At 60.4% G+C, this 23,105-nt stretch carries 19 protein-coding genes; 16 read left to right on the top strand and 3 right to left on the bottom strand.

The annotated features are described in order from the left end of the window. The first annotated feature begins 64 nt into the window (after positions 1-64). The 7 genes from PQQ96_RS24990 (at position 65) to PQQ96_RS25020 (ending at position 7,627) form a co-directional block, all read left to right on the top strand. Entirely contained in the window at positions 65-862 is a 798-nt protein-coding gene (locus PQQ96_RS24990) for a transporter substrate-binding domain-containing protein (protein WP_408297641.1), read from the top strand. Between the two features lie 32 nt (positions 863-894). Then, complete coding sequence (locus PQQ96_RS24995) at positions 895-1,611, top strand: ABC transporter permease (RefSeq protein WP_408297643.1); 717 nt, start codon at positions 895-897, stop codon at positions 1,609-1,611. Between the two features lie 33 nt (positions 1,612-1,644). Continuing rightward, entirely contained in the window at positions 1,645-2,340 is a 696-nt protein-coding gene (locus PQQ96_RS25000) for an ABC transporter permease (protein WP_408297644.1), read from the top strand. A 214-nt stretch (positions 2,341-2,554) separates the two neighbouring features. After that, positions 2,555-3,841, top strand: coding sequence for a CaiB/BaiF CoA transferase family protein (locus PQQ96_RS25005; RefSeq protein WP_408297646.1), 1,287 nt, complete (start codon positions 2,555-2,557; stop codon positions 3,839-3,841). A 140-nt stretch (positions 3,842-3,981) separates the two neighbouring features. Continuing rightward, positions 3,982-5,100, top strand: a complete 1,119-nt coding sequence (locus PQQ96_RS25010) for an aromatic ring-hydroxylating oxygenase subunit alpha (protein WP_408297648.1) — start codon at positions 3,982-3,984, stop codon at positions 5,098-5,100. A gap of 47 nt (positions 5,101-5,147) precedes the next feature. Then, complete coding sequence (locus PQQ96_RS25015; protein WP_408297650.1) at positions 5,148-6,605, top strand: NAD-dependent succinate-semialdehyde dehydrogenase; 1,458 nt, start codon at positions 5,148-5,150, stop codon at positions 6,603-6,605. A gap of 56 nt (positions 6,606-6,661) precedes the next feature. Beyond that, positions 6,662-7,627, top strand: coding sequence for a PDR/VanB family oxidoreductase (locus PQQ96_RS25020; protein ID WP_408297652.1), 966 nt, complete (start codon positions 6,662-6,664; stop codon positions 7,625-7,627). A gap of 62 nt (positions 7,628-7,689) precedes the next feature. Here PQQ96_RS25020 and PQQ96_RS25025 read toward each other — a convergent pair whose 3' ends face one another. Continuing rightward, entirely contained in the window at positions 7,690-8,343 is a 654-nt protein-coding gene (locus PQQ96_RS25025) for a TetR family transcriptional regulator C-terminal domain-containing protein (RefSeq protein WP_408297654.1), read from the bottom strand. A 293-nt stretch (positions 8,344-8,636) separates the two neighbouring features. On the opposite strand from PQQ96_RS25025, the gene PQQ96_RS25030 reads away from it, so the two are divergent. The 7 genes from PQQ96_RS25030 to PQQ96_RS25060 all read left to right on the top strand — a co-directional run bounded on the left by PQQ96_RS25030 (position 8,637) and on the right by PQQ96_RS25060 (position 17,280). Beyond that, on the top strand, positions 8,637-9,434 hold the full coding sequence (locus tag PQQ96_RS25030; RefSeq protein ID WP_408297656.1) for a transporter substrate-binding domain-containing protein: 798 nt from the start codon (positions 8,637-8,639) through the stop codon (positions 9,432-9,434). Between the two features lie 49 nt (positions 9,435-9,483). Next, on the top strand, positions 9,484-10,677 hold the full coding sequence (locus tag PQQ96_RS25035) for a pyridoxal phosphate-dependent aminotransferase (RefSeq protein ID WP_408297658.1): 1,194 nt from the start codon (positions 9,484-9,486) through the stop codon (positions 10,675-10,677). Between the two features lie 128 nt (positions 10,678-10,805). Then, on the top strand, positions 10,806-11,816 hold the full coding sequence (locus PQQ96_RS25040; RefSeq protein WP_408297660.1) for a M14 family metallopeptidase: 1,011 nt from the start codon (positions 10,806-10,808) through the stop codon (positions 11,814-11,816). A gap of 49 nt (positions 11,817-11,865) precedes the next feature. Further along, a complete protein-coding gene (locus tag PQQ96_RS25045) occupies positions 11,866-13,455 on the top strand; it encodes a methyl-accepting chemotaxis protein (protein WP_408297662.1) in 1,590 nt (529 codons plus the stop codon). Continuing rightward, positions 13,452-14,249, top strand: coding sequence for an enoyl-CoA hydratase (locus PQQ96_RS25050; protein WP_408297664.1), 798 nt, complete (start codon positions 13,452-13,454; stop codon positions 14,247-14,249). The genes PQQ96_RS25045 and PQQ96_RS25050 overlap by 4 nt, the downstream gene beginning before the upstream one ends. Positions 14,250-14,432: 183 nt before the next feature. Beyond that, complete coding sequence (locus PQQ96_RS25055; RefSeq protein ID WP_408297666.1) at positions 14,433-15,911, top strand: carotenoid oxygenase family protein; 1,479 nt, start codon at positions 14,433-14,435, stop codon at positions 15,909-15,911. A gap of 166 nt (positions 15,912-16,077) precedes the next feature. After that, positions 16,078-17,280, top strand: a complete 1,203-nt coding sequence (locus tag PQQ96_RS25060) for a helix-turn-helix transcriptional regulator (RefSeq protein ID WP_408297668.1) — start codon at positions 16,078-16,080, stop codon at positions 17,278-17,280. A 163-nt stretch (positions 17,281-17,443) separates the two neighbouring features. On the opposite strand, the gene PQQ96_RS25065 is transcribed toward PQQ96_RS25060, so the two are convergent. Continuing rightward, a complete protein-coding gene (locus tag PQQ96_RS25065) occupies positions 17,444-17,740 on the bottom strand; it encodes a hypothetical protein (RefSeq protein WP_408297670.1) in 297 nt (98 codons plus the stop codon). On the opposite strand from PQQ96_RS25065, the gene PQQ96_RS25070 reads away from it, so the two are divergent. Then, positions 17,717-19,153 (top strand): insecticidal delta-endotoxin domain-containing protein, encoded by a 1,437-nt coding sequence (locus PQQ96_RS25070; RefSeq protein WP_408297672.1) that lies wholly within the window; start codon positions 17,717-17,719, stop codon positions 19,151-19,153. The genes PQQ96_RS25065 and PQQ96_RS25070 overlap by 24 nt on opposite strands. Positions 19,154-19,209: 56 nt before the next feature. Next, complete coding sequence (locus PQQ96_RS25075) at positions 19,210-20,010, top strand: hypothetical protein (protein WP_408297674.1); 801 nt, start codon at positions 19,210-19,212, stop codon at positions 20,008-20,010. A gap of 131 nt (positions 20,011-20,141) precedes the next feature. Here PQQ96_RS25075 and PQQ96_RS25080 read toward each other — a convergent pair whose 3' ends face one another. Next, positions 20,142-22,880 carry a winged helix-turn-helix domain-containing protein gene (locus PQQ96_RS25080; RefSeq protein ID WP_408297676.1) on the bottom strand — a complete coding sequence of 913 codons (2,739 nt, stop codon included), beginning with the start codon at positions 22,878-22,880 and terminating at the stop codon, positions 20,142-20,144. Positions 22,881-23,105 lie beyond the last annotated feature (225 nt).

Genomic DNA, 23,105 nt, shown 5'->3' on the forward strand with positions numbered 1-23,105 from the left:
ATGGCGACGGGCGCCTTGTTGCGCCGACCCGCCTAATTCGTATCAGATGAACAGGAGCGTTAAAGTGAAAGGGATTTTCTTGAGACTGGCGGTGGTTGCGGCCTGCGCCGCCGCGACGTTGGTTGCTGTGACGCCCGCCAGCGCGGCAGATGAAACACTGCGCTTTGGCGTGGCAGCGGAGCCGTATCCACCGTTCCTCACGAAGACACCGAGCGGACAGTGGCAGGGCTTCGAGCCGGACCTGATCCGTGCGCTCTGTGAGCAGATGAAAGCCAAATGCGAGATCAAGGAAGTGGCATGGGACGGCATCATCGCCGCCTTGCAGAGCAACAAGATCGATCTGATTTTCAACTCGATGACGATTTCGCCGGAACGGCAGAAGGTGATTGCTTTTTCGCGCCCGTACTATGAAACGGAGAGTACTTTCGTGGGACCGAAGGGGGTGAAGCTGACCTACTCGCCGGACGGTCTGAAGGGCAAGATAATCGGCGTGGAGGGCTCCACGGGCGACGCTGAGTTCATCAAGCGATCGTATGGCAAGACCGCCACCGTGCGCATCTACGATACACAAGACGACTGCAATTCGGATCTGGTCGCGGGCCGCATCGACGTGATGTACCTCGAAGAGTTGGGTATCCTCGATTTTCTGAAGACGAAGGACGGCGCTGCATTTGAGTTGAAGGGACCGGGCACGGTCAAGGCCGACCCGGCGGTCTACGGCGATGGCGTCGGCGCGGGCATCCGCAAGTCGGACACGGCGCTCAAGCAGCGGATCGATGATGCGATTAACCAGTTGCACGCGTCGGGCAAGTACACGCAGATCGAAAAGAAGTATTTCTCGATCGACATCTGGCCGCGCTGACTCGCGGTGTCGAGGAAACAGCGGGAGACAATATGAATACGTGGGATTGGGTCGCCTACCTGGGGCTGGATCGTGACGGATGGGGCGTCGCGCTGCTACAGGGCGCCATCGTGACGCTAGAAATTTCGTTCGGGGCGTTCGTGTCGGGCATCGTGCTGGGCATGCTGGGCGCGGGCGCCAAGCTGTCCGGCGTGCGTGTCCTGGTGGCGATCGCGCAGGCCTATACGACGTTGTGCCGCGCCGTGCCGGAATTGCTGCTGATTCTGCTGCTGTTTTATGCGGGTACGGACGCGGTCAATCTTGTGATGATCGCGATCGGCATCGGTCCGGTCAACGTCAACGGTTTCGCGACGGCTGTCGTCGTGTTGGGGGTGGTGCAAGGCGCGTACGCGGCGGAAATCATTCGCGGCGCGATTCTGGCGATTCCGTATGGGCAGATCGAGGCCGCGCGGGCGTTCGGCAGCTCGCCGCGCCTCGTGTTCCAGCGCGTGGTCCTGCCAGCGATGGCGCCGTACGCGCTGGCCGGCCTCTCCAACCTGTGGCTCATCCTTATCAAGGAGAGCGCGCTGATCAGCGTGGTCGGTTACACCGAATTGCTGTCCACCGCCAAGCAGGCAGCGAGTTCGACGCGCGAGTATCTGCACTACTACCTGATCGTCGCAGCGATCTACTTCGCCATCACGAAGCTCTCCAATCTGTTGTTTCGCCGGATCGAACGGCGCTTCGGCCGGTGGATGCCGAATTCCTGATTGGCCGTATTCATTTTTCGTCAGGCGATAGACATGGAACTGAGTGATTTTTTGTCATACATGCCGCAGTTAGTGACGGGCATCATCGTCACCCTCAAACTGCTGGTGATTTCCGGCGTGTTCGGCTTCGCGCTGGCCGTGACGGTCGCGTTTGCGAGGATTTCCCACAATCCCTTGCTCGCCCGGGTCAGCCTCGGCTTTACCGAGCTCATTCGCGGCACACCGCTGCTGGTGCAGATCTACGTGATCTACTACGGATTCGGCTCGCTCTTTGCGCAATGGCCGTCGGTGCGCGAGAGTTTCTTGTGGCCCTACCTGCGTGACGGCTTCTGGTATGTGGCGTTCGCGCTCGCGATCAGCGTGGGTGCTTATGTCGGCGAAGTTATGCGCGCGGGTTTGCGCGGGGTGCCGAAAGGCGAGATCGAAGCGGCGCGGGCCATGGGCATGCGGCCGTCGATGGTGGTGAGGCGCGTATGGCTGCCGCGGGCGATTCAGATCCTGCTGCCCACGCTGGCCGGAGAAACCGTGATGCTGCTGAAGTCGACGGCGCTGGCTTCGACCGTGGCGGTCATGGACGTGCTGGGTGCAGCGAACTACATCCGCGCGCAAACGCTGCGGACTTATGAGCCGCTGCTGGCCGTCGCGTTGATCTATGCGGTGCTCGCGTTTTTCATCGAACGGGGCTTTGCTTATCTCGAACGGCGTGTGCCGGTTCGCTCGGCGCGCTAAACAGGCGGCACGCGGGACAACTGGGCGAAGTCGCGAAGCCAGCCTTGGGTCTGGCTTCATCCGTCTCAATAACAGGTTAAACGACCATTCAATAATGAAGGCCTGTGCGCAGCGTTGCGCAGGCCGGACGGTCCGGTGAATTGGGGTGGTGCGATGCCGGCAACCGAAGTTACGAAAGTCGAGGTGAAATTTGCTGGGCAAAGAACGAAAGAACGTGCTTGATGGCGTGCGCATACTGGATCTGACGCGCGTACTCGCGGGGCCATGGTGCACGCAGAATCTCGCGGATCTCGGCGCCGATGTGATCAAGATCGAACGGCCCAATTCCGGCGACGAATCGCGCGCATGGGGGCCGCCGTTTCTGCGCGACGAGAGAGGCGAGGATACGACTGAGAGCGCCTATTATCTCTGCGCGAACCGGAACAAGCGCTCCGTGGCCATTGATATCGGCTCGACGGCAGGTGCCGAGTTGATCCGCCAGTTTGCTGCGCAGTCCGATGTGCTGGTCGAGAACTTCAAGGTGGGTGGCCTGAAGCAATATGGATTGGATTACGAAAGTCTTCGGGAGTTGAATCCGCGTCTGATCTATTGCTCGGTGACGGGTTTCGGTCAGACAGGCCCATTTTCCAGCCTGCCCGGTTACGACTTCATGATTCAGGGGTTGGGCGGCCTGATGAGCATCACGGGTGAGGCGGATGGTTTGCCCGGCGGTGGCCCGCAAAAAGTGGGCGTGGCGGTGGCTGACCTGATGACCGGGATGTACGCCACGTCTGCCATTCTGGCCGCCTTGATCGAGCGCGGACGCAGCGGCCTCGGTCAGCATCTGGATATCGCCTTGCTGGACTGCGAGCTCGCGATGCTGGCCAACCAGTCGATGAACTACCTGACCAGCGGCGTTTCACCCCGTCGCTTCGGCAACGCGCATCCGAACGTCGTGCCGTATCAGACCTTCGCCGCCAGCGATGGACATCTGATTGTCGCCGTGGGCAACGATTCGCAGTTCCGCTCGCTATGCTCGGCGCTCGGCGTGCGCGAACTCGCCGACGATCCCCGCTTTGCGACGAACACCGGCCGCAGCATCAACCGCGCCGATATGTTGCCCCGTCTGGCGGAAGTCATTCAAACCAGCTCGCGCGATAGCTGGATCGAAAAGCTGCGGGGCGCTGGCGTGCCGAGCGGACCGATCAACGACATCGAGCAGGCATTCAATTGCGAACAGGCCGTGCATCGGCAGGCGGTGCGCTATATCCCGCATCCGGACGCGGGTTCGGTGCCGGTGGTCGCTAATCCGATGCGCCTGTCCGCCACACCGGTCGAATATAAGTCGGCGCCCCCATTGCTCGGCGAGCACACCTTCGAGGTCCTGCGTGGCGTCCTTGGCATGGACCCGGCGGACATTGGTGCCTTGATGGATGACGGAGTGGTTGCCGCGGCGGCCCGCCGCGAAGAACCGTCGGCGCTTGCCTCGGATCACGCGATCGCGCAGTCGGAGAATCCCTAGGTCGAGATAAGATCTGGTTGAACAAATTTTCAGCCAGACATATACTTATTTCAGGTTGAACATTCATTCAATATAGAGGGCTGGAGAGCTATGATGGTTTCTCCAGTCTGATACTGGTTCATACGTAGAGGAGCAACGAGATGACGACTCCAACTCTTCCCGCGGATTTTTGCGGGAACCCTGATGAAGCCTTCACGATCCCGGCAGAGTTTTACACAAGGCAGGACGTTTTCGAAGTCGAAAAGGAGCGCGTCTTCGCCAATTCGTGGATATGCGTTTCGCATTGCAGCGAGCTCGCGGAGCCGAACTCGTTTATTACCCGCGAGGTGATCGGCGAGAGTATCGCGATCGTGCGCGGGAACGATCAGGTCTTGCGGGCGTTTTACAACGTCTGTCCGCATCGCGGCCATCAGTTGCTGAGCGGTAGCGGCAAGTCGAAGAACGTCATCACCTGCCCGTATCACGCGTGGACCTTCAAACTCAACGGACAGTTGGCTTTCGCGCGGAACTGCATCGAAGTCGTGAACTTCCAGAATGACAAGTTCGAACTTTCGCCGCTCAAGGTCGAAGAGTATGGCGGCTTCGTCTTCATCAACATGAACCCGAACGCCGAGTCCGTCGAAAGCCAGTTGCCAGGCCTCGCCGCGCAGTTGCGCACCGCATGCCCGAATGTCGAGGATCTGCGTCTCGGCGCGCGTTTCGTGACCAGCGTGAACGCCAACTGGAAGGCCGTGGTGGACAACTACATGGAGTGCTATCACTGCGCACCCGCCCACCCCGGTTTTTCCGACTCGGTGCGCATGGACACCTACGGCCATACGCTGCACGGTAACTGGACGCTGCAATTCGGACACGCGAAGTCCTCCGAAAAGGGCTACAGCTTCAATGATGCAACGAGCAACCGCGCGTTCAGCGGTTTCTGGGCGTGGCCGTGTTCGATGTTCAACGTGCCGCCGGGCGACGACTTCATGACCGCGCTCTATGAGTTCCCGGTCAGCGCGGACGTCACGCTGCAGTACTACGACGTCTACTTCCTCAATACCGAACTGACCGATGCGCAGAAGAAGCTGATCGACTGGTATCGGGACGTGTTCTCGCAAGAGGACCTGCGTCTGGTCGAGAGCGTGCAGAAAGGCCTCAAATCGCGGGGTTATCGCGGGCAAGGACGGATCATGGTGGACCGTCAGCGCAGCGGCATCAGCGAGCATGGCATTGCGCATTTTCATCAGCTCGTCGGCAAGGTGCACTCAGCCTCCTGACGCGATCTCCGCGCAGGCGGCCGAAACGAAGCAAGTGGATTTGAACGATGAAATCAGTTCTCAGCGACACGACGTTGTTCAGGCAGCAATGTCTGATCGGCGGCACGTGGGTTGATGCGCACGGAGGCGCCACGATCGCGGTTGATAACCCGGCAACGGGCGCGACGATTGGTGTGGTGCCGGATATGAGCGGCGCACAGGCGGTTGAAGCGGTGGTCGCCGCAGAGGCTGCTTTGCCCGCCTGGCGCGGCCGGACCGCGAAGGCGCGCAGCGAAGTGCTGCTGCGCTGGGCGCAACTGATCCTCGCCAATGTAGATGATCTGGCGCGAATCATGACGCTCGAGCAGGGCAAGCCGTTGAAGGAAGCGCGCGGCGAGATCGAGTACGCCGCGTCGTTTATCGAGTGGTTTGGGGAAGAAACGAAACGGGTCGGCGGCGATGTCATCGCCAATACCTCGACGGGGCAGCGCAGTTTCGTCGTGAAGGAGCCGGTTGGCGTTTGCGCGGCCATTACGCCGTGGAACTTTCCCGCTGCGATGATTACCCGCAAGGCGGGCCCCGCGCTGGCCGCTGGCTGCACGCTCGTCGTCAAGCCGGCCAACGAGACGCCGTTTACCGCACTGGCGCTGGCGGATCTCGCGATGCGCGCCGGTGTGCCTGCCGGTGTGCTGAACGTGGTGACCGGCGATCCGTCGGCCATCGGCACGGAACTGACCGGCCACCCGAGCGTGCGCAAGCTCACCTTCACCGGTTCGACGCGGGTTGGCCGGCTGTTGATGGAGCAGTGTGCGCAGACCGTGAAGAAAGTGTCGCTCGAATTGGGCGGCAACGCGCCGTGCATCGTGTTCGACGACGCTGACCTCGACGCTGCCGTAGAAGGTGCGCTTGCCGCGAAATATCGCAACGCGGGGCAAACCTGCATCAGCGTCAACCGTCTTTATGTGCATGCGAAGGTTCACGACGAATTTGCGGCGCGCTTTGCCCGCAAGGTGCGGGAATTGACGGTGGGCCACGGGTTCGACGATGCCTCACAGGTCGGTCCCCTGATCAACCGCCGGGCGGTCGAAAAGGTTCGCGGCCATGTCGACGACGCGGTAGCCAAGGGCGCCGTGGTGCTGGCCGGCGGCGGCTCGCACCCGCTCGGCGACAACTTCTTCGAACCGACCGTGTTGAGCGGAGTCACACGAGGCATGGCTATTCTCGACGACGAAATCTTCGGTCCGGTCGCGCCTATCGTGCGCTTTACCGACGACGAGGATGTCGTAGGCATGGCGAATGACACCATTTACGGGCTGGCCGCGTACTTCTACAGCCGCGATATCAGCCGTGTCTGGCGGGTGGCGGAGCAACTCGAATACGGCATGGTCGGTATTAACACCACGATGCTGTCGAGCGAAATGGCGCCGTTCGGCGGCGTGAAGCAATCGGGAATCGGGAGAGAAGGATCGAAGTACGGGCTCGACGATTATCTGGAAATGAAATACCTGGTCATCGGCGGCGTCTGAAGCGCAACGCAGGAACGGCGACGCAGGGCGGTACGCAGGATGTTGTGGAGGGGAAGATGAAACAACTCGAAATGATCGCGGTCAAGGTAGTCGAAGTTCAACGCGTAACGCCACTGGTTAAGCGTTTCAAGCTGGCAGCCATGGACGGCCGGCCATTGCCGCGCTTCACGGGCGGCAGTCACGTGATCGTTCAGATGCGCGATGGCGCTGCCGTCTACCGCAACGCGTATTCTCTGATGAGCTCGCCTGAAGACACGGCGAGTTATGAAATCGGCGTGCGGCTCGAAGAGCGCTCGAAGGGAGGATCCGCGTTCATGCACGAGCGGGTCGAAGTGGGAAGCACACTGGATATTTCGGTCCCGCACAACCTTTTCGCGCTTGAGCAGGCGGCACCCCGTCACGTGCTGATTGCCGGTGGCATTGGTATTACCCCGTTCCTCTCGCAGCTCCACGAACTGCAGGCATGGGGAGCCGACTATACGCTCCACTACGGGCATCGCAGTCCGGAGCACGCTGCATTCGCGGAGGAACTGTTGAGCGGTCCGCACCGGGAGCACGTGCATCTATATGCCGACAGCCTGGGACAATCGCTTGATGTGAATGCGCTGCTTGCGTCGATCGAAGACGATGCGCATATCTACGTGTGCGGTCCTGTCGCGATGATCGACGCGGTGGTGGACGCCGCACACAAGCGCGGCTTACCGCCGCGGCAGGTTCACCGCGAACAGTTCGGCGCGACCCGCGGCAAGAGCGGTGCCTTTACGGTTGTTCTGGCAAAGACGGGGCAGGAGATTTCTGTCGACGACAATGTCAGTATTCTGCAGGCCATTGAGAGTCAAAGCTCGGTGCAGATTGATTGCCTGTGTCGTGAAGGCGTGTGCGGAACCTGTGAGACGCGCATCGTGGAGGGCGAAGCTGAGCATTGCGACCAGTATCTGAGCGACGACGAAAAATCGGCCCAGAAAACCATCCTAGTGTGCGTGTCGCGTGCGAAAACCGCGCGGCTGGTGCTCGATCTGTAGGGATGCGCCAGATCACGCGGAAGCGGCTGGCGCCCGACCTGGCGGCAGCCGTTTCCGCGCTTTCACGCGCGCTTGCGGCTAGCCGATGGCGGCACGAAACTGTCGATCACGAGCATGCAGCCTTCGAGCGCGTCCTCCGGCTTGAAGGAGGTCGGATCGCGAGCGAGTTCCAGCCAGAATCCGTCCATCACGGCGGTGAGCGTCAATGCCGCTAGCGGGCTGTTGATCGGGACGCCACGCAGCTTACTGATCTCATCGAACAGGTTTTCCAGCAGCTTCCGGTAGTTGCCGTACATCTCCTTGTGAGTCTTGCGGATGACCGGATCGCTATGCGCGACGCTCCAGAAGCCGAGCCACACCTTGACGTTCTTGGGCGTGAACACGGGAGGGATGAAGCACACCCGCACGGTGGCATTCAGCTTCTCTTCCGGACCGTTGGCTTTTTCGGAAGCCGCTTGCGAAATGGCCCGGAGATCTGAAGCGAGCCGCTTGTAGGTCTGCGCCATCAACTCGTCTTTCGACTGGAAATGATGGTTGATCAGACCGCGCGACACCTTGGCTTCGGCGCAAATGCGGTCGATCGTGGTTTCGGAGTAACTGTAGCGCGCTATGCAGCGCATCGCCGCGTCGATGATCGATTGCTGGCGCACGGCGGGCGTTTCGCGAACGCCACGCCGACGCGGTTCGGCGGCTTCATTGCTGATGGTCGATTTCATCCTTAGGCCTTCGGAGTCTTTACCCGATCGATTATATGCGACTACCGGACAGTTGTTCAATTGAAAGGGGTGGCGTTCTGTGCATGCAAAATTTCTCCGTGCCAAACCATGCGTTGCGGTGTGCCTGGCGTTTTCCTTATTGAACAAATTTTCAACAAAACTTATACTTGCATACAGTTGATTCGAGCCGGCGCGCGGCAGGCGCCGCGCCGTGAGACAAGGTGGCCACGGCCTTGCCAGGTCGTGCAGTGGGTGGTCGGATTCGACCTATGTTCGGCACTCGGAGGTACACGATGAAACCGCTATTTCGCGCGATCACGCTTATCCTGTCTTGCGTGTTCTTCATGGCCGCTTTCACCGGCAGGGCGAGCGCGGCAGACGACACCCTGCGCTTTGGCGTGGCCGCGGAGCCGTATCCACCGTTCCTCACAAAGACGCCAACCGGGCAGTGGCTGGGCTTCGAACCGGACCTGATCCACGCGCTCTGCGAACAGATGAAAGCCAGTTGCGAGATCAAGGAAGTGGCGTGGGACGGGATCATTGCTGCGCTGCAGAGCAACAAGATCGACGTGATTTTCAACTCGATGCGAATTTTGCCCGAGCGCGAGAAGATCATTGCGTTTTCACGCCCGTACTACGAGACGCCGGGCACTTTCGTTGGTCGCAAGGATGCAAAATTGGCCTACACGCCTGCAGGGCTTGGCGGAAAGGTGATCGGCGTGCAGGGCTCCACGGGCAATTCGGAATTCATCAGAAGCGCTTATGGAAAGAACGCCACCGTGCGACTCTACGACACACAGGACGATTGCAACGAGGATCTTGTTGCGGGCCGGATCGATGCCATGTACCTGGATGAACTCGGCGTGCTTTCCTTCCTGAAGACGAAGGATGGATCGGAGTTCGAACTGAAGGGGCCGGGTAGCGTGAAGATGGATCCCGCGATTTATGGCTACGGTGTGGGCGCGGGTATTCGCAAGTCGGATACGGCGCTCAAGCAGCGGATCGATGCCGCGCTCACCCAGCTTCACGATTCCGGCAAGTACCAGCAGATCGAGAAGAAGTATTTTCCGATCGACATCTGGCCGCACTGAAACCAGTTGATTGACCCAACGAGACTCGCGTTGCGCAAGGAGGATTTTCATGAAGTACGCTAACCGGATGGAGGGCTTGCAAGGCAAGCGCACATCCGCCTGGGACATCCACTATGCGGCGCAGCAGGCACGCGCGAATGGCGAAAATGTCATTGTGCTGAGCGTCGGTGATCCTGACTTCGCAACACCAGAAGTGATTGTGGAAAGCGCGGTGCAGGCGTTGCGCTCGGGCGATACGCACTATAGCGAAGTGGCGGGACGCACTGTGCTGCGCGAAGCCATCGCGCGCAACCACGCGCGAGCAACCGGGCTCGCTGTCACGGCCGATCATGTGATCGTCGTCGCGGGCGCGCAAAACGGTCTTTTTGCGGTTTCGCAGTGCTTGCTGGAAGCCGGTGACGAAGTGATCGTGCCCGATCCGATGTACCTGACATATGAGGCCAGCGTGCGCGCTGCCGGTGCGACGCTGATTCCCGTGCCGGTCAATCTGGCAAACGGATTTCATCTGGATGGCGACGCCCTTGAGGCCGCGATCACGCCGCGCACCAAAGCGATTTTCTTTGCGACGCCCTGCAATCCGACGGGCGTGGTGATGCCGCGCGCGGATCTGGAGCGGATTGCTTTGCTCGCTCGCCAACACGATTTATGGGTGTTGTCCGACGAGGTTTACGGGGACCTCACTTTCGAGCGGGAACACCTGAGTATTGCGTCGCTTTCTGAGATGGCGGCGCGCACCGTGACGCTCGGCAGCCTGTCGAAATCTCATGCAATGCCCGGCTGGCGCATGGGCTGGGTGGCTGGACCGCCGGAGCTTATCGGTCATCTGGAGCGACTCGCGTTGTGCATGCTCTATGGCCTACCCGGCTTTATTCAGCAAGCCGCCTTGACGGCACTGGAGCATTCGGAGCAGATCGTCGGCGAGATGCGCGAGATTTACCGGCGCCGGCGTGATCTTGTGTATGCACGTCTGAGCACGGTGCCGCGGTTGCGCTGTCTCCTCCCCGAGGCCGGCATGTTCATGATGATCGACGTATCGGGAACAGGCCTTGAGGCCGTCGATTTCACGTGGCAGCTATTCCGCTTGCAAGGGGTGTCCTTGCTCGACGCGAGCGCGTTCGGCGATACCGCCGCGGGCTATGTCAGGCTGGGCTTCGTGGTCGATGAGGCGCGGCTCGCAGAGGCGTGCGAACGAATTACCGCATTTGTCGACGCGCTTGACCGGCTCCGCGCTGCCCGGGCTTGACGCACGACTCGCAGCCGAGGCGCTAGTCGGTGAGCGCTGCGCCGCACTGGCGCCTTTTCAAATCAATATGACGAAGCGTACGGCTGCCGCTGCGCGGCGGCCGTCCAATTTTTGCACAGGAGGTCTGGATGATCGAGGATGTTTCCATCACTGTCATGAATGACGCGGGACAACCTGTCGTGGTTCGCGCGTATCGCCTCACGGGCGATGGTGACGGTCCACGTGTCCATTTGCAGGCTGGCGTTCATGCCGACGAGATTGCGGGCATGCTGGTGCTACACAAGCTGCTGCCGATGCTTCGCGACGCCCAGGACGCCGGACTTCTGCGCGGCACCGTGACAGTCGTGCCTCAAGCGAACCCGCTCGGTTTGACGCAGTTCTGTCAAGGACGTTTGGTCGGCCGCTTTCACGAAGCGACCAATCGCAATTTCAATCGCCATTTCACCGAGTCGGCAGCGACAGAGCCGTCGACGGCCGTCGGGGTCTGGCAGAAAGCGCTTCTCAATCTCGCACTCGACGCGCAGATTGTGCTCGACCTTCATACCGACGCGGAAGCGCTGCCTTACGTGTACGTGCACCGACGTTTCTGGCCAGTTGCAGGCGATCTGGTCGATGCGCTCACTCCGGATCTGGCGATTGTCTGGGATGACGACGAAGACAGCGCGTTCGAAGGCGCCGTTGTATCGCACTGGGTGCGGAGAGAGGAGACGGCGGGACGCCTGGTCGCGACCCTCGAACTGCGTGGCCAGGGCGACGTTTCCGACGAGTTGGCCGAACGCGACGCGCAAGGGCTGTATGCGTTTCTGTGCGGGCGCGGCGTCGTGGACAAGCGTGTGGAGCGCGTCGACTGGCGTGGCGAGATGGTGCCGATCGCACATATGGAAACCGTGCTGGCACCGTCGGCGGGTATTGTGGTGTACGAGCGCGAACTCGGTGCGTATCTCGAGGCCGGCGAGCGCTTTGCGCGAATCGTGGCGCGTCCTGGGGAACCCTCCAGCGAGCACGTCTTGTACGCCCCTCAGGCGGGTCGCCTGGTCACCGCTAGCCGCGAACGGTTGATCGTTCAGGGCGAGGTGGTGGCCAAGCTGACCGGCTCGACGCAGTCGGCGGGATGGGCGGGCGGCCCACTGGACCCGTAAGTCTGCACTTTTCCTCCCGGTAAATCCCTATTCGATGGGAAGTGGATGAATGAACAAGTACGCGAGCACAATCCGGTTCAAGATCATACTTGCACTGGGTGTCTGTGTGGTTCTGATGGCGGTGATCGGTGTCAGCGGTATTCGCGGCCTGGCAACGCTCAGCGCTGGCATGAACTCTATGTACACAGGCAGCACTGAGCCGATTGAAGATCTCGCCGCCATGCAGTCCGCTGCACTTGAAATCCGCTTGCAGATGAGATATATCCAGGTGCTGCACGATCAGGACAAGGCCGCTTCGATGGTGGCGGCTATCGAGGCCGAGCAGAAAAAACTCGATGCCTCGTGGCACCGGTACTATCCGGACAAGATCAGCACACCTGAGGAGAGAAAGGCGGCTGAACGGATTGCTGCGTCGCTGAGCGCGTTTCAGTCCCAAAGCAGTGACATCGTGTCAATGCTAGGCTCCGGGAATCTGGATGTGGCGGCATTCACCATTGACGAACTTACCGAAATCGGTAAGGCCTTGTCCGAAGGCATCGCCCATGACATCAGCCTCAACGCGGCCCATGCGAAGCACGTGGCAGAAGAGGGTGCCGAGACATTTCATGCGCTGCTGTGGGTCGCACTCGGTGTGATGGCGCTGGGAATGGGGGTTGCGATCGGCGCGTCCGCTTATTTGCTCAAGGAGATCATGGTGCCGCTGCGCTCGGCGCTGAGTGTCGCGCGACGCATCGCAGAAGGTCAACTTGGGAACCCGATAGCCATACAGTCGCGCGACGAGTTTGGGCAATTGCTCGATGCGCTAAAGAAGATGGACGATCACCTTTCCGATATTGTGCGCAACATCAAGGTGTCGAGCGACTCGATTCTGCACGCGTCCAGTGAGATCGCGGCAGGTAACGCCAATCTCTCGGCTCGTACTGAACAGCAGGCAGCGTCGCTGGAGGAAACCGTGACAGGTTTGGCAGAGCTGACAGCCACGGTCGAACAGAATGCACAAAACGCCAACGATGCCAGTGCATTCGCGGCCAGTGCATCGCGCCTTGCCGACGAGACCAATACGGTGGTCGGACGCATGCGCAGCGCAATGGAAGACATTTCGGCCAGTTCAACCAGGATCGTCGACATTACCGCCTTGATTGAAAGTATTGCGTTCCAGACCAATATTCTGGCGTTGAACGCCGCCGTGGAAGCCGGGCGCGCCGGCGATCACGGCCGCGGATTCGCCATCGTAGCCGGCGAAGTGCGTAGTCTCGCGCAACGTTCGTCGAGTGCAGCCAAGGAAATCAAGGCGCTGATTCGGGATTCTGTTGCGAGCATCGCCGGTGGCTCGGCGAAGGCGGACGAGGTCAGTCACGCGATGAACGAGGTCCAGCGGGCTATCGAGCGACTGGCCGACATCAATGTCGGCATTCTGGAGGCGTCGAAACAGCAGAGTCTCGGCATCGAACAGGTCAATCAGGCCGTGAGCCAGATGGACGAGGTCGCCCAGCAGAATGCCGCGCTGGTCGAGCAGGCGTCGGCGGCTTCACTGTCGCTCGAACAACAGGCCGTGAAGCAGCAGCGGGCCGTGTCGGTTTTCAAAGTGCCCGTGTCGAACAGCATCCGGTTGCCATTCCCGAACGAGGCGACGACATGAGCATCATTGCCTCCGTACACGATGGCCTCGCGGTCATCGAGATCGCTCGCCCTCTGAAGAAGAATGCCCTTACCCTCGACATGTACGACGCGATGGCCGACGCGCTCGTCGCTGCGCAGGCGGATACCAACGTGTACGCCTTGGTGATCACCGGCCAGCCGGGCGTCTTTACGGCCGGCAATGACCTGGAAGACTTTCTCAAGCGTCCGCCCGGCGAGGGCGCGGAACTCGAGCAATGGCCGGTGCTCCGCTTTATGCGAGCCTTGCTGTTTTTCGGTAAGCCCATCGTCGCGGCGGTGACGGGCGTTGCGGTTGGAATCGGGACGACCATGCTGTTGCACTGTGACCTGGTCTATCTATCCGAAGACGCGCGTCTCTTTATGCCCTTCGTCAAACTCGGTCTGGTTCCCGAATTTGCATCCAGCGCGATCCTTCCTCAACTGCTTGGCCGCGTGCGTACTGCCGAGAAGGTCCTCCTTGGGGAGCCATTGACGGCAGCGGAGGCCGTCGGATTCGGCTTGGCCAATGCCGCGCTACCCGCGGCTGAGGTGCTGGCTCATGCTATCCGGATCGCGCAGCGCTTCAAAGCGCTGCCGCCTGGGGCGGTGCGCGACACGAGAAAGCTGTTACGCCAGGGGGCAAGCCCGGAGGCACTCTTCGAAACGGTTCGGCGTGAAATTGAAGTGCTCGGCCGGCGACTGCACCATGCCGAGGCGAAGGAGGCCTGCCGGGCGTTCCTGGAAAAGCGCGAAGCGGATTTCTCCCGATCCGCCCGCGTCGCTCCGGCACGTTAGGTCGCGAAGACGCATCGGCATCCGTCGGAAGGTTGACGAGGGCTCAAAGGAGGGCACCCTCGACAAGACTGCGTAAAGGTAACCTCATCATATAGCTGGATGACTCAATGCCCACCTATCATACGATTGATGAGCACGGTAAAAGTATGAATTCCAGCGAGTTAGACATGGTGGGGGCAGATCATGACCAGTCACAAACGCCTCGTGTCGCGGCGCGACTTCTTGACGATTGGGAGCGGCGCACTTTTGGTGGGCAACCTGCCGTTCGGATCCCCCCTCGCGGCCGCGGCTGACATGGCGGCTCCTGAAGCGGGCGATATTGACACATGGACGAGCGAAAGTCCCTTTTTGACTCGGGCCTTCGCGCTGGTCTTCGACGAACGGAACGACGCGAATTTGCCGATCGAAGGTGAGATACCCAAGGGCCTTCGCGGCGTGTTCATGCGCAATGGTCCGAATCCGGAATTCAAGCCTGACGAACACTACGCGTACCCGTTTGATGGGACGGGGATGATCCACGCTATCTATCTCGAGAACGGACGGGCGCGGTATCGGAATCGCTGGGTACTGACGAAGGAACTGGCCAGAGAACGTGCAGCGGGTCAGCGCATCTACAACTCAACCTTCAGCCCACCGCCGCACGCTAACCTCGCCAACACCAACATCATTCATCACGGTGGACGTTACCTGGCCCTCTACGAGGGCGGCGCGCCCTACGAAATGGATCGCGATATCAATACGGTTGGTCTGTTCAACTATGACGGCAAGCTGCCCGGCGCGATGTCAGCACATCCGAAGGTCGATCCGGCTAGCGGGGAGCTTCTGGCGATCGCCTACCACCTGGAGACGGGCGGGCTCGTTTACCTGCGCGCCGACAAGACGGGGCAGCTCGACCGCGCCGTGACGTTCCAGGCGCCGTGGCCTGCCATCGTTCACGACGTTGCCATTACCGATCGCCACGTGGTGGCCTTTATCTGTCCGCTGGTTTTCGATTTTTCGCGCAAGGGGCCACCTGCGGTCTGGGAGCCGGATAGGGGCACGATGGTCGCGCTGGTGCCGCGCGATGCGCACGCGGCAGAGGATGTCAAATGGATCAAGGGGCCGCCGTTCTTCCATTGGCATGCGGTGAATGCATTCGCCGAGGGCGATCGCATCGAAATAGTTGTCCCGTGGTACGACGCTTTCTCGCTGACCTCAGCCGCCAGGAAGCTTGAGCTTCATCGCCTGGTGATTCATACCGACACAAACATCGTGGAAGACCAAACCATTGATGATCGACCCTGCGAGTTCGGTCGCATCAATGACGCTTATCTTGGCCGCAGAGCCCGCTACGGGTATGTGGGATTGCGCGATCCCCGTCCCGGCGAGACGCCTCAACCCGGCGCCTTCGAAGCGATTGCTCGCTATGACCTGCAGACCGGGAAGAAGACTGTCCACCAATTTCCGCCCGGGGTGACAATATGCGAGCCGGTGTTCGTCGCCGATCCTCATGGCGGGCAGGAAGAGGATGGATTTATCTTCACATTCGTCCATGAGGCGGCTAGTGTCGGCGGCAGCTTCATGATCCTTGACGCGCGCCGTCTGGAGAATAAGCCGCTCGCGGTTATACGCCTGCCACGGCGGGTACCAGCCGGCTTGCACGGCTCGTGGAAGGCAGCGTGACGAGGTCGAGTTTGGTCCTCCGGCTCAGCGGCTGCCGGGGCCGGCGTGATGATATGGCTCGCTCGACTGATTCGCTAAACGGCGTAGACTTTCTAAGCGCGTAGGTCCTTAGCTCTACGATGACCTGCGTCGTCCGGGTTAGGCGCTTTCGCCGCATGGAGCGACGATGATGAGATCAGATAGTTCTTCGATCGTGGCCGCGATCTACGAAGCGGCGACCGGCGGCCTCGGCTGGACTGAATTGGGAGACAGACTGCGGAATTATGTTGACGCAGGAAGCGTCGCACTGCGAATTGACGAAGAAGGAGAAAACGCCTTAATGCCGTCCGATTCTGCGAGGAAGATCTATCACGAGCACTTCTATGCGATCGATCCGCTGCGCATTCGTAGCCATACTATATTTTCGAACTCGTTAGTGAAGGAGTCGATGGCTTTTGACGAGCGAGCCCTCATCAACCGCAACGCACTAATCCGCACCGAATACTATAACGATTTCGCACGTCACAATGGACAGCACTATTCGTTCGGAGGCGTGCTCGCGGTCGACGAAGGCGCCCCGATTGCCTTCTATCGCGACTTGCAGGCTGGACCTTTCGACAAGGAAAGCCGCGAGCGGATTACGATGCTGCTGAGACACCTTGAGCGAGGTCTTCGGGTTTACAGGGACCTTAAAATAAAAGCCAGCACTGCAGACTCAGGCTTTGCCGCTTTAGCCGCGTTACCGCTCTTCGTGGCTATTGTCGATGCCGATCTGCGCGTTAAATTCGCTAATGCGGCCGGCGTTCGTATGACGAAAGCGCCGAATGCCGGCTTGTTTTTTGCGTTTTCCGGGATGCCCGAGAGCCGGGAGTCACATCTGCGCGCATCCCGACGAGAAGACCACGACGTACTCAAGAAACTGGTCTTGTCAGCCGTTGCCGGCGGAGCGGGCGGCACCATGCGTGTCCGCGCGCCCGGCGTCCATTCGGTTGAAAACGATACATCGATGGCATTGGTCGTTTCCCCAATTCCGACGCGCGTCGCTATGGAGGGCAACTCACGCCGGGGATTGGCATCAGGAACGGCGATGGTCCTCGCGAGACCATTGACTGCCTTATTGGTGCCTAGCGGAGAAATGTTGTGCGATTTTTTTCGCTTAACGTTTGCTGAAGCTGCAGTCGCCGTGGCGCTTTTGGGAGGCTCGACAGCAGAAGATGTCGCTCGCTCCCGTGGCGTTTCTTTAGGAACCATCCGGACGCAAATCCGGGTGGTACTGGACAAAATGAATGCCCGCAATCTGCGCCACGTTGAACAGATTGTTGCGGGCTTGGGTGTCTTGTTCCCGTCGAACCTGAATCACGCCGAGTTTTCCGAAGGCTCCCCCTGTTGAAAAGAGCGCCATGGACAATGATGCTGCAGGCCTCGACGTTGCGGCGAGCGGCGCGGTAGTCACCAACCGACGGATATCGGCTTGACCCGTCGTTGCCGCAATCAACTTGTGCCGTATCGTCTGATTATTCTTGAAGTTCAGTAGCCCTTCTCTGTTTTCATCTTCAGAACTGAAGATGAAATCTTCCCTCCCGCATGCAACTATGAATCCCGACACCGCCGCCAGTTGAATAGGGGCGACCAGCGCACCGGCGGACGATGCATTGCGCACCCTTGATGAAATCGCCTTCCCAGTATCCGGGCATCACGCGGCTACGCATTAATAATTCCGATGTTTTCATGCACTTTATTGATGGGAAATCTTCTGTTTCCGATAGTGCGGGCGATGGGGAAGCCAGGCCGACACGGTGTTTCGAAATTAATTCTGGATTACTGAAATGGCGCAATTCAAGTTCGATCACGAAAACCCTCCTGCGACGAGCTGCCTTACTCGACGAAAATTCATTCAGAGTGCTGTCGCGTTGACGTTCGCGCCAACGGTGTTTTCGCTCGCAGCGTGCTCTGGCGGCGGAGGCGACGAAGCTCAAGGAGGCGCAGGCAGTGCAGCGTCCGCAACCTCCATGAAAGCTCAGCCCGTAGCGCTGCAGTGTCCGGGGCAGGCCTGGAATCTGGTTGCAATGGTGGTGGTAACGACCGCGCTCTCGGCCGTACATCCGTTGGGGGGGCTCGTTGCCGGACTGATGGGGGCCTTCTGGCCGCAAGCTGATTGCGGACAGGAAAGCGCGATCGAAGACATCACGCGGCAGATCAGGGACATTGTTTCGGAAACCGTCCTGGCACAAGCGACCGATCACCTGAACTACGTCAGGTCGGAGATCGAACTTTATATCGACATCGTGACAAGCAATGTATCTCATGGCGAAAAACTGGAAGCCTGGCGAGACTGTCAGCAAAACATCCGCAACAAGGATTCATATTTTCAAACCTCTGGATATGAGGAGGCGCTGTTACCCCTTTACGCTCTGTATGGTAGCGCGTACCTTGGGTTTTTAAGGGATGCCCAGACGAATGCCGCGGATTGGGGTTTGCAAGATACGTCTCGAGAGGTTAAGGAGGTTGAAACATTCCTTTCTTTCGCGCTTCCGTACGCGAACAAATTATATCGGTATTCCTACTCCCGGCGACTGGACAGTCTATGTCACTATGACTCGTGCGAGCCATTTGCTTCGTCGAATGAGTACAGGACAAATGCACGCAATAAGGCGATGAGTCTGATCGAACAATGGCCTTACTACGACTTCATAAAATATCCCACCAACGATCCCAAAACCATTGTGCCTGACGCGGAGATCTACTACGGCCCGTATGGAAACGCCGGAGATAGCGGGGCCATTCAACTGCCGCGGCAACCGCGATCATTGCCGAAGTCAATGCTCATCCATTCGGGCTCGCGCCTCGATTCCGCGCAACTGACCTACGCGGCGGGAGAGGGACCGGACGGCGTAACCACGACGCCGCGGATGGGCGGCGGCGGTGGAGGCGCGACTACGGTTAACTTCGCCGATACGATTATTGGCGCGGAAGTCTGGAGCGGCACGGTGGTTGATGCCGTTCAGTTTACCTACGTGAATAACGGCCTGACATCCAAACTGGGCGGATCAGGTGGAAACAGTCACGTTATCAAGACGGAGAAGATGAAATTGTCGAGTGTTTACATCTCCGGAGTCGATAAAGATAGTCGCTACAATTCCGCGGACTGCATCATCATCGGCTTTAAACCGGATGTGGAGTTGTATCGCGATCAGGCATTGTTTAATCAATTGGGCTCCATGGAAATCGAGAGGGCAAGAGAACGTCGCCGTTCGAAGTCATGATGCTGGGCGATTGAAGCATAAATTCGGCTGACTTGCCGCTTGAGAGCGCGCGTCGGATGTTTAATCTTTTATATGTCAATGTCAAACCGTCAATGATTAAATCTAACCCAGCTCAATGCCTTCGCTCGGGGGAGTTCCTTTCGCCGGACTTCGAGTTCTACGCATCGGGATATCTAAAACCCAGGGACCCGGAACTGGTGGGTTCATCGCTGGTGTCCGCCAACGGTTCGCATGGTCTGTTTATCGATGTGGACGGCGCTGTAGTCGTATTTTCCGGCACCCTTCCCGACGCCTATGTCCCGCTGTTTCGGAGCAAGAGCGGATCGGCGCTCCAGCTAGCGGGAAAGGGGGGCGTTTTGCCGATCACCTATAAGCTTGTACTGGACAACGATGGCGCGCTGAGGGTTAAAGGAAAGGAGCAAACGCTGTGGGAATCGGGCAAACTATCATCGCACCCGGGTACGGGATTCTTTGCTCAGGTGAATGATGACGGAAACCTGGTTGCCCGATTCGGAACGCCGGAGCATCCGGGCGAAGTCTATTGGGAACTTGGGGTCAAATGTCGTGCCTGGGTGAGGATCACGACAGATATGGATTCGCACTGGTATCGTAAATTGCGAGTGACATGGGACGGCGGGCAGGTCGAAATTCCTCTGGCACGGCGCCCGGGTAAAGATCAGGACCTCTACATCGAATGGCCGACACATCATCAGGGGCGTCCGATTCGCAACGCAAAGTTGTACTGTCTGGCCGACGCGCCGAGTCAGGGTGGCTACATATCACTATTTTCCACCGAGGTGGGTCTGTGGCGCGCGGTTAGGCTCGAAAATGGGAATTTACGCGGATTTATGCCGTGAGCGGTTGATGCGGTGGAGTGACGGCAACGGATCGATCGGGTAGCGCAATGTTTCCAGATGTCGTGCGTTGAACATGGAGATTCGATCCACGGGCGCGACACACATCCGGGCGGATCGGTGCTTCGGAAAACTCAGGGAATCAGCCCCTGAGTGCGCGCGATTGCCACGGCCTGAGTCCGGTTCTGCGCGCCGAGCTTCGCGTTGATCTTGCGTAGATGCGTCTTCACGGTCGTCTCGCAGACGAACAGCTTCTCGGCGATCACGCGGTTGCGGTGGCCGGCCGAAAGCATGTGCAAGACGACGAGTTCGCGCGCCGTGAGCGATTCGACCGGGATGTCGGCGCCGTAGGGTGAAAGCTTCGTCGCTGCGGTACGCGGGGAAAGTGTGCCGGACGGCTTCGTGTCGCCCAGCAACTGTTCGACGAACGCCGGTGCGATGCCGAGCGCCGCGATGCCGGCCGGGCCGCATTCGGCCCACGCGCCGACCAGCCGCATCAGGCGTTCGCCTTCGTCAAGGAATGTGCGCACGTAGCCTTCATGACTCGCCATGCGCAACGCCTCGGTGAGCGTCTCGAATGCGCCGTCGCGATCGCCGCCGCCGTCCAGCGCGAGTGCGAGCAGCAGTCGAAGCTTCAGCGCGCGCCAATGACGCTGGCGGGCGTTGGCGGACGTGAGCGCTTCGCGCAGCGTGCTCGCGGCCTCGGCATAACGGCGCTCGGCGACGTCAAGGCGAGCGCGGGCGATCAACGGCTGATCGATCTCGGTCGACAGGAAGGCAACATCGCCGCTGGCCCAATCGCCGTGCAGCTGCGCTGCGCGCAGCGCCTGTTCGGCGGCGTCGAAGCGGCCTTCCAGCGTGGCGACGCGCGCGCGTTCGAGCCACGCGGCGCAGATCGCGCGGTCGGACTGGATGGCCCGTCCCGTCTGTTCGAGTTCGGCCAGCAGGCGCTGCCATTGTTCGACATCGCCGTTGAGGCGCGCGGCGCGTGCGGAGAGCACGTGCGTCGAGATGAGCGCTTCGGTCGTGCCGACGCTTTTCGTCTGCGGCAGCGCGTCGGCCAGCAGATGCGCCATCCTGTCGAGCGCGTTTCTCTCGTAAAGCGCGAGCGCCCGCGCACCGTCCATGCTCGTGCCCGTGCTCTCGCCACTGATGTCGTCTCGCCGGCCGACCGACGCATTTGCCGCTGAAGCATCGAGCCGCGCGAGCGCGATGCCGAGGCGTCCCTGTACCAGGTCGATGGTGCCTTCGAGCGTTTCCGCTATCGCCCGCATGACCACGAAAGGGTGATCGTGCGCGCGCCGCAGCGCGCGTGAGAGCACGCCGCGCGCTTCGTCATAACAATGCATGCTGACGCAACTGAACGCGAGCGAGTTGGCAAGACTGTAGTAGGTGAAGTTCGCAGGGTCGGGCAGCCGGTCGAGCAACGCGGCGCTCGTCTGGCGGCAGGCCTCTACCTGGTCCGTGAGCGCGAGCAGCACGCCACGTATTGCTTCAGCTTCGAGCGTGACGTCGTCCTGCTCGGGCTGGCCTGCACAGCTCTCGACGATGCGTTGTGCCATGCGCATCGCGTCGGCGTAGCGGCGGTTGAGCAGCAGCGCCCACGCATAGGTCAGGCCTACCCAGGGCTGCGTGGCGAGCAGATCGGCGGCGATGCGGTCGAGCCAGCGCATCAACAGCCGGACCCGCCCCGCGCCGAGCAGCTGGCGCGAATGGCGCGCAATCTGTGCCAGTGCGCCGGCCTGATTGCCAGCGTCGAGCAGGTGGTCGATCGCGGGCACGGGGCGTTGTGCGTCCAGGTACCACCGCGCGGCTGCGGCATGCAGGCTGGCCTCGCGGCCGGGTTGCGAGGCGCGTAACCGGTGGCGCAGGAAACTCGCGAACAGGCGGTGATAGCGGTAGGTGTTGCGCTCACCGTCGAGCGGCACGAGAAAGAGGTTCGAGCGCTCGAGGTAGTCGAGCATCTCGCGGCTGTCGCCGCGGCCGGTGACGGCGTCGCAGAGCGAGGCCGAGAACTGGGGCAACACGCTCGTGTCGAGCAGGAACGAGCGGCATGCATCGCTTTGCCGCGCGAGGATGTCTTCGGCCAGGTATTCGGCGAGTTCGAGATTTGTGCCGGAGAACGAAGCGACGAAGGCGGCGCTGTCGCTGCGGGTACGCAACGACAACGTGGCGAGATAGATCGCCGTGGCCCAGCCTTCCGTGCAGCGCTGGAGCGTGGCAATGTCGGCATCGCGCAGCGACAGCCCGCATTTGTCGCGGATGAACGCGGTTGCTTCGGCCAGCGTGAAACGCAACGCGGCGGGATTGATATCAAGCAGTTCACCGCGCGCGCGGATACGGCCAATGCCGAGTTCGGGCGTGACGCGTGAGGCAATCACGAGCGCGTTGCCAGGCGGGAGCGCCTCGATCAGCTTTTGTGTGAACGCGAGAACAGGCGGGCTCTGGATCGCCTCGAAGTCGTCGAGCAGGATGGCGAGTGGCTTGCCGTGGGCCGCCACGCGCTCGATTACGCTCATGCCGAGCGCGTCGCCGCTACCGACATGGCCGCGTGTGCCGCGCAGGCCTGCATCGAGATGTAACAGAAAGCGCTGCAGATCGTTGTCGGCGGCGTCGAGGCGCAGCCACACGACTTCGCGCCGGCTTGCGCGGCAGTGCGCTGCGTACTGCTGCATCAGCGTGGTCTTGCCGAAGCCTGCGGCAGCGCGGATCAGCACGAGCCGTGCTGTCTGGGCATTCGCGATCGCCTCGATCAGATGCGTGCGGACCAGATGCGTCGGGCCATTCGCGGGCGGCATCAGCTTCGACGCGACGATCCCTTGAGTGAACTTTACTTTGCCGTAGAAGGCTTCCACGCCAACCCTGTGCGCCACCGTCATCCCTCCTGCGCCGTACTTCGCTGCGTGCCATTCTGGCTATCGCCTGCCACCGGTGCGCGGTGGCGCGCAAGTCCCTTGCTGTCCCCAATTACTTTTGCTGGCGCCCCGCGCTCATGCGGATCGCGCCCGGTTTGCTGCCCTGCGAGTTGTCCGGGGTATTACCCTGGTCACTACCCTGACGCTCACCAGGGTGAGTCCGTCATTTCATTGTTCCACAGA

Source organism: Paraburkholderia sediminicola (assembly GCF_046027825.1).
Lineage (GTDB): Bacteria > Pseudomonadota > Gammaproteobacteria > Burkholderiales > Burkholderiaceae > Paraburkholderia > Paraburkholderia sediminicola_D.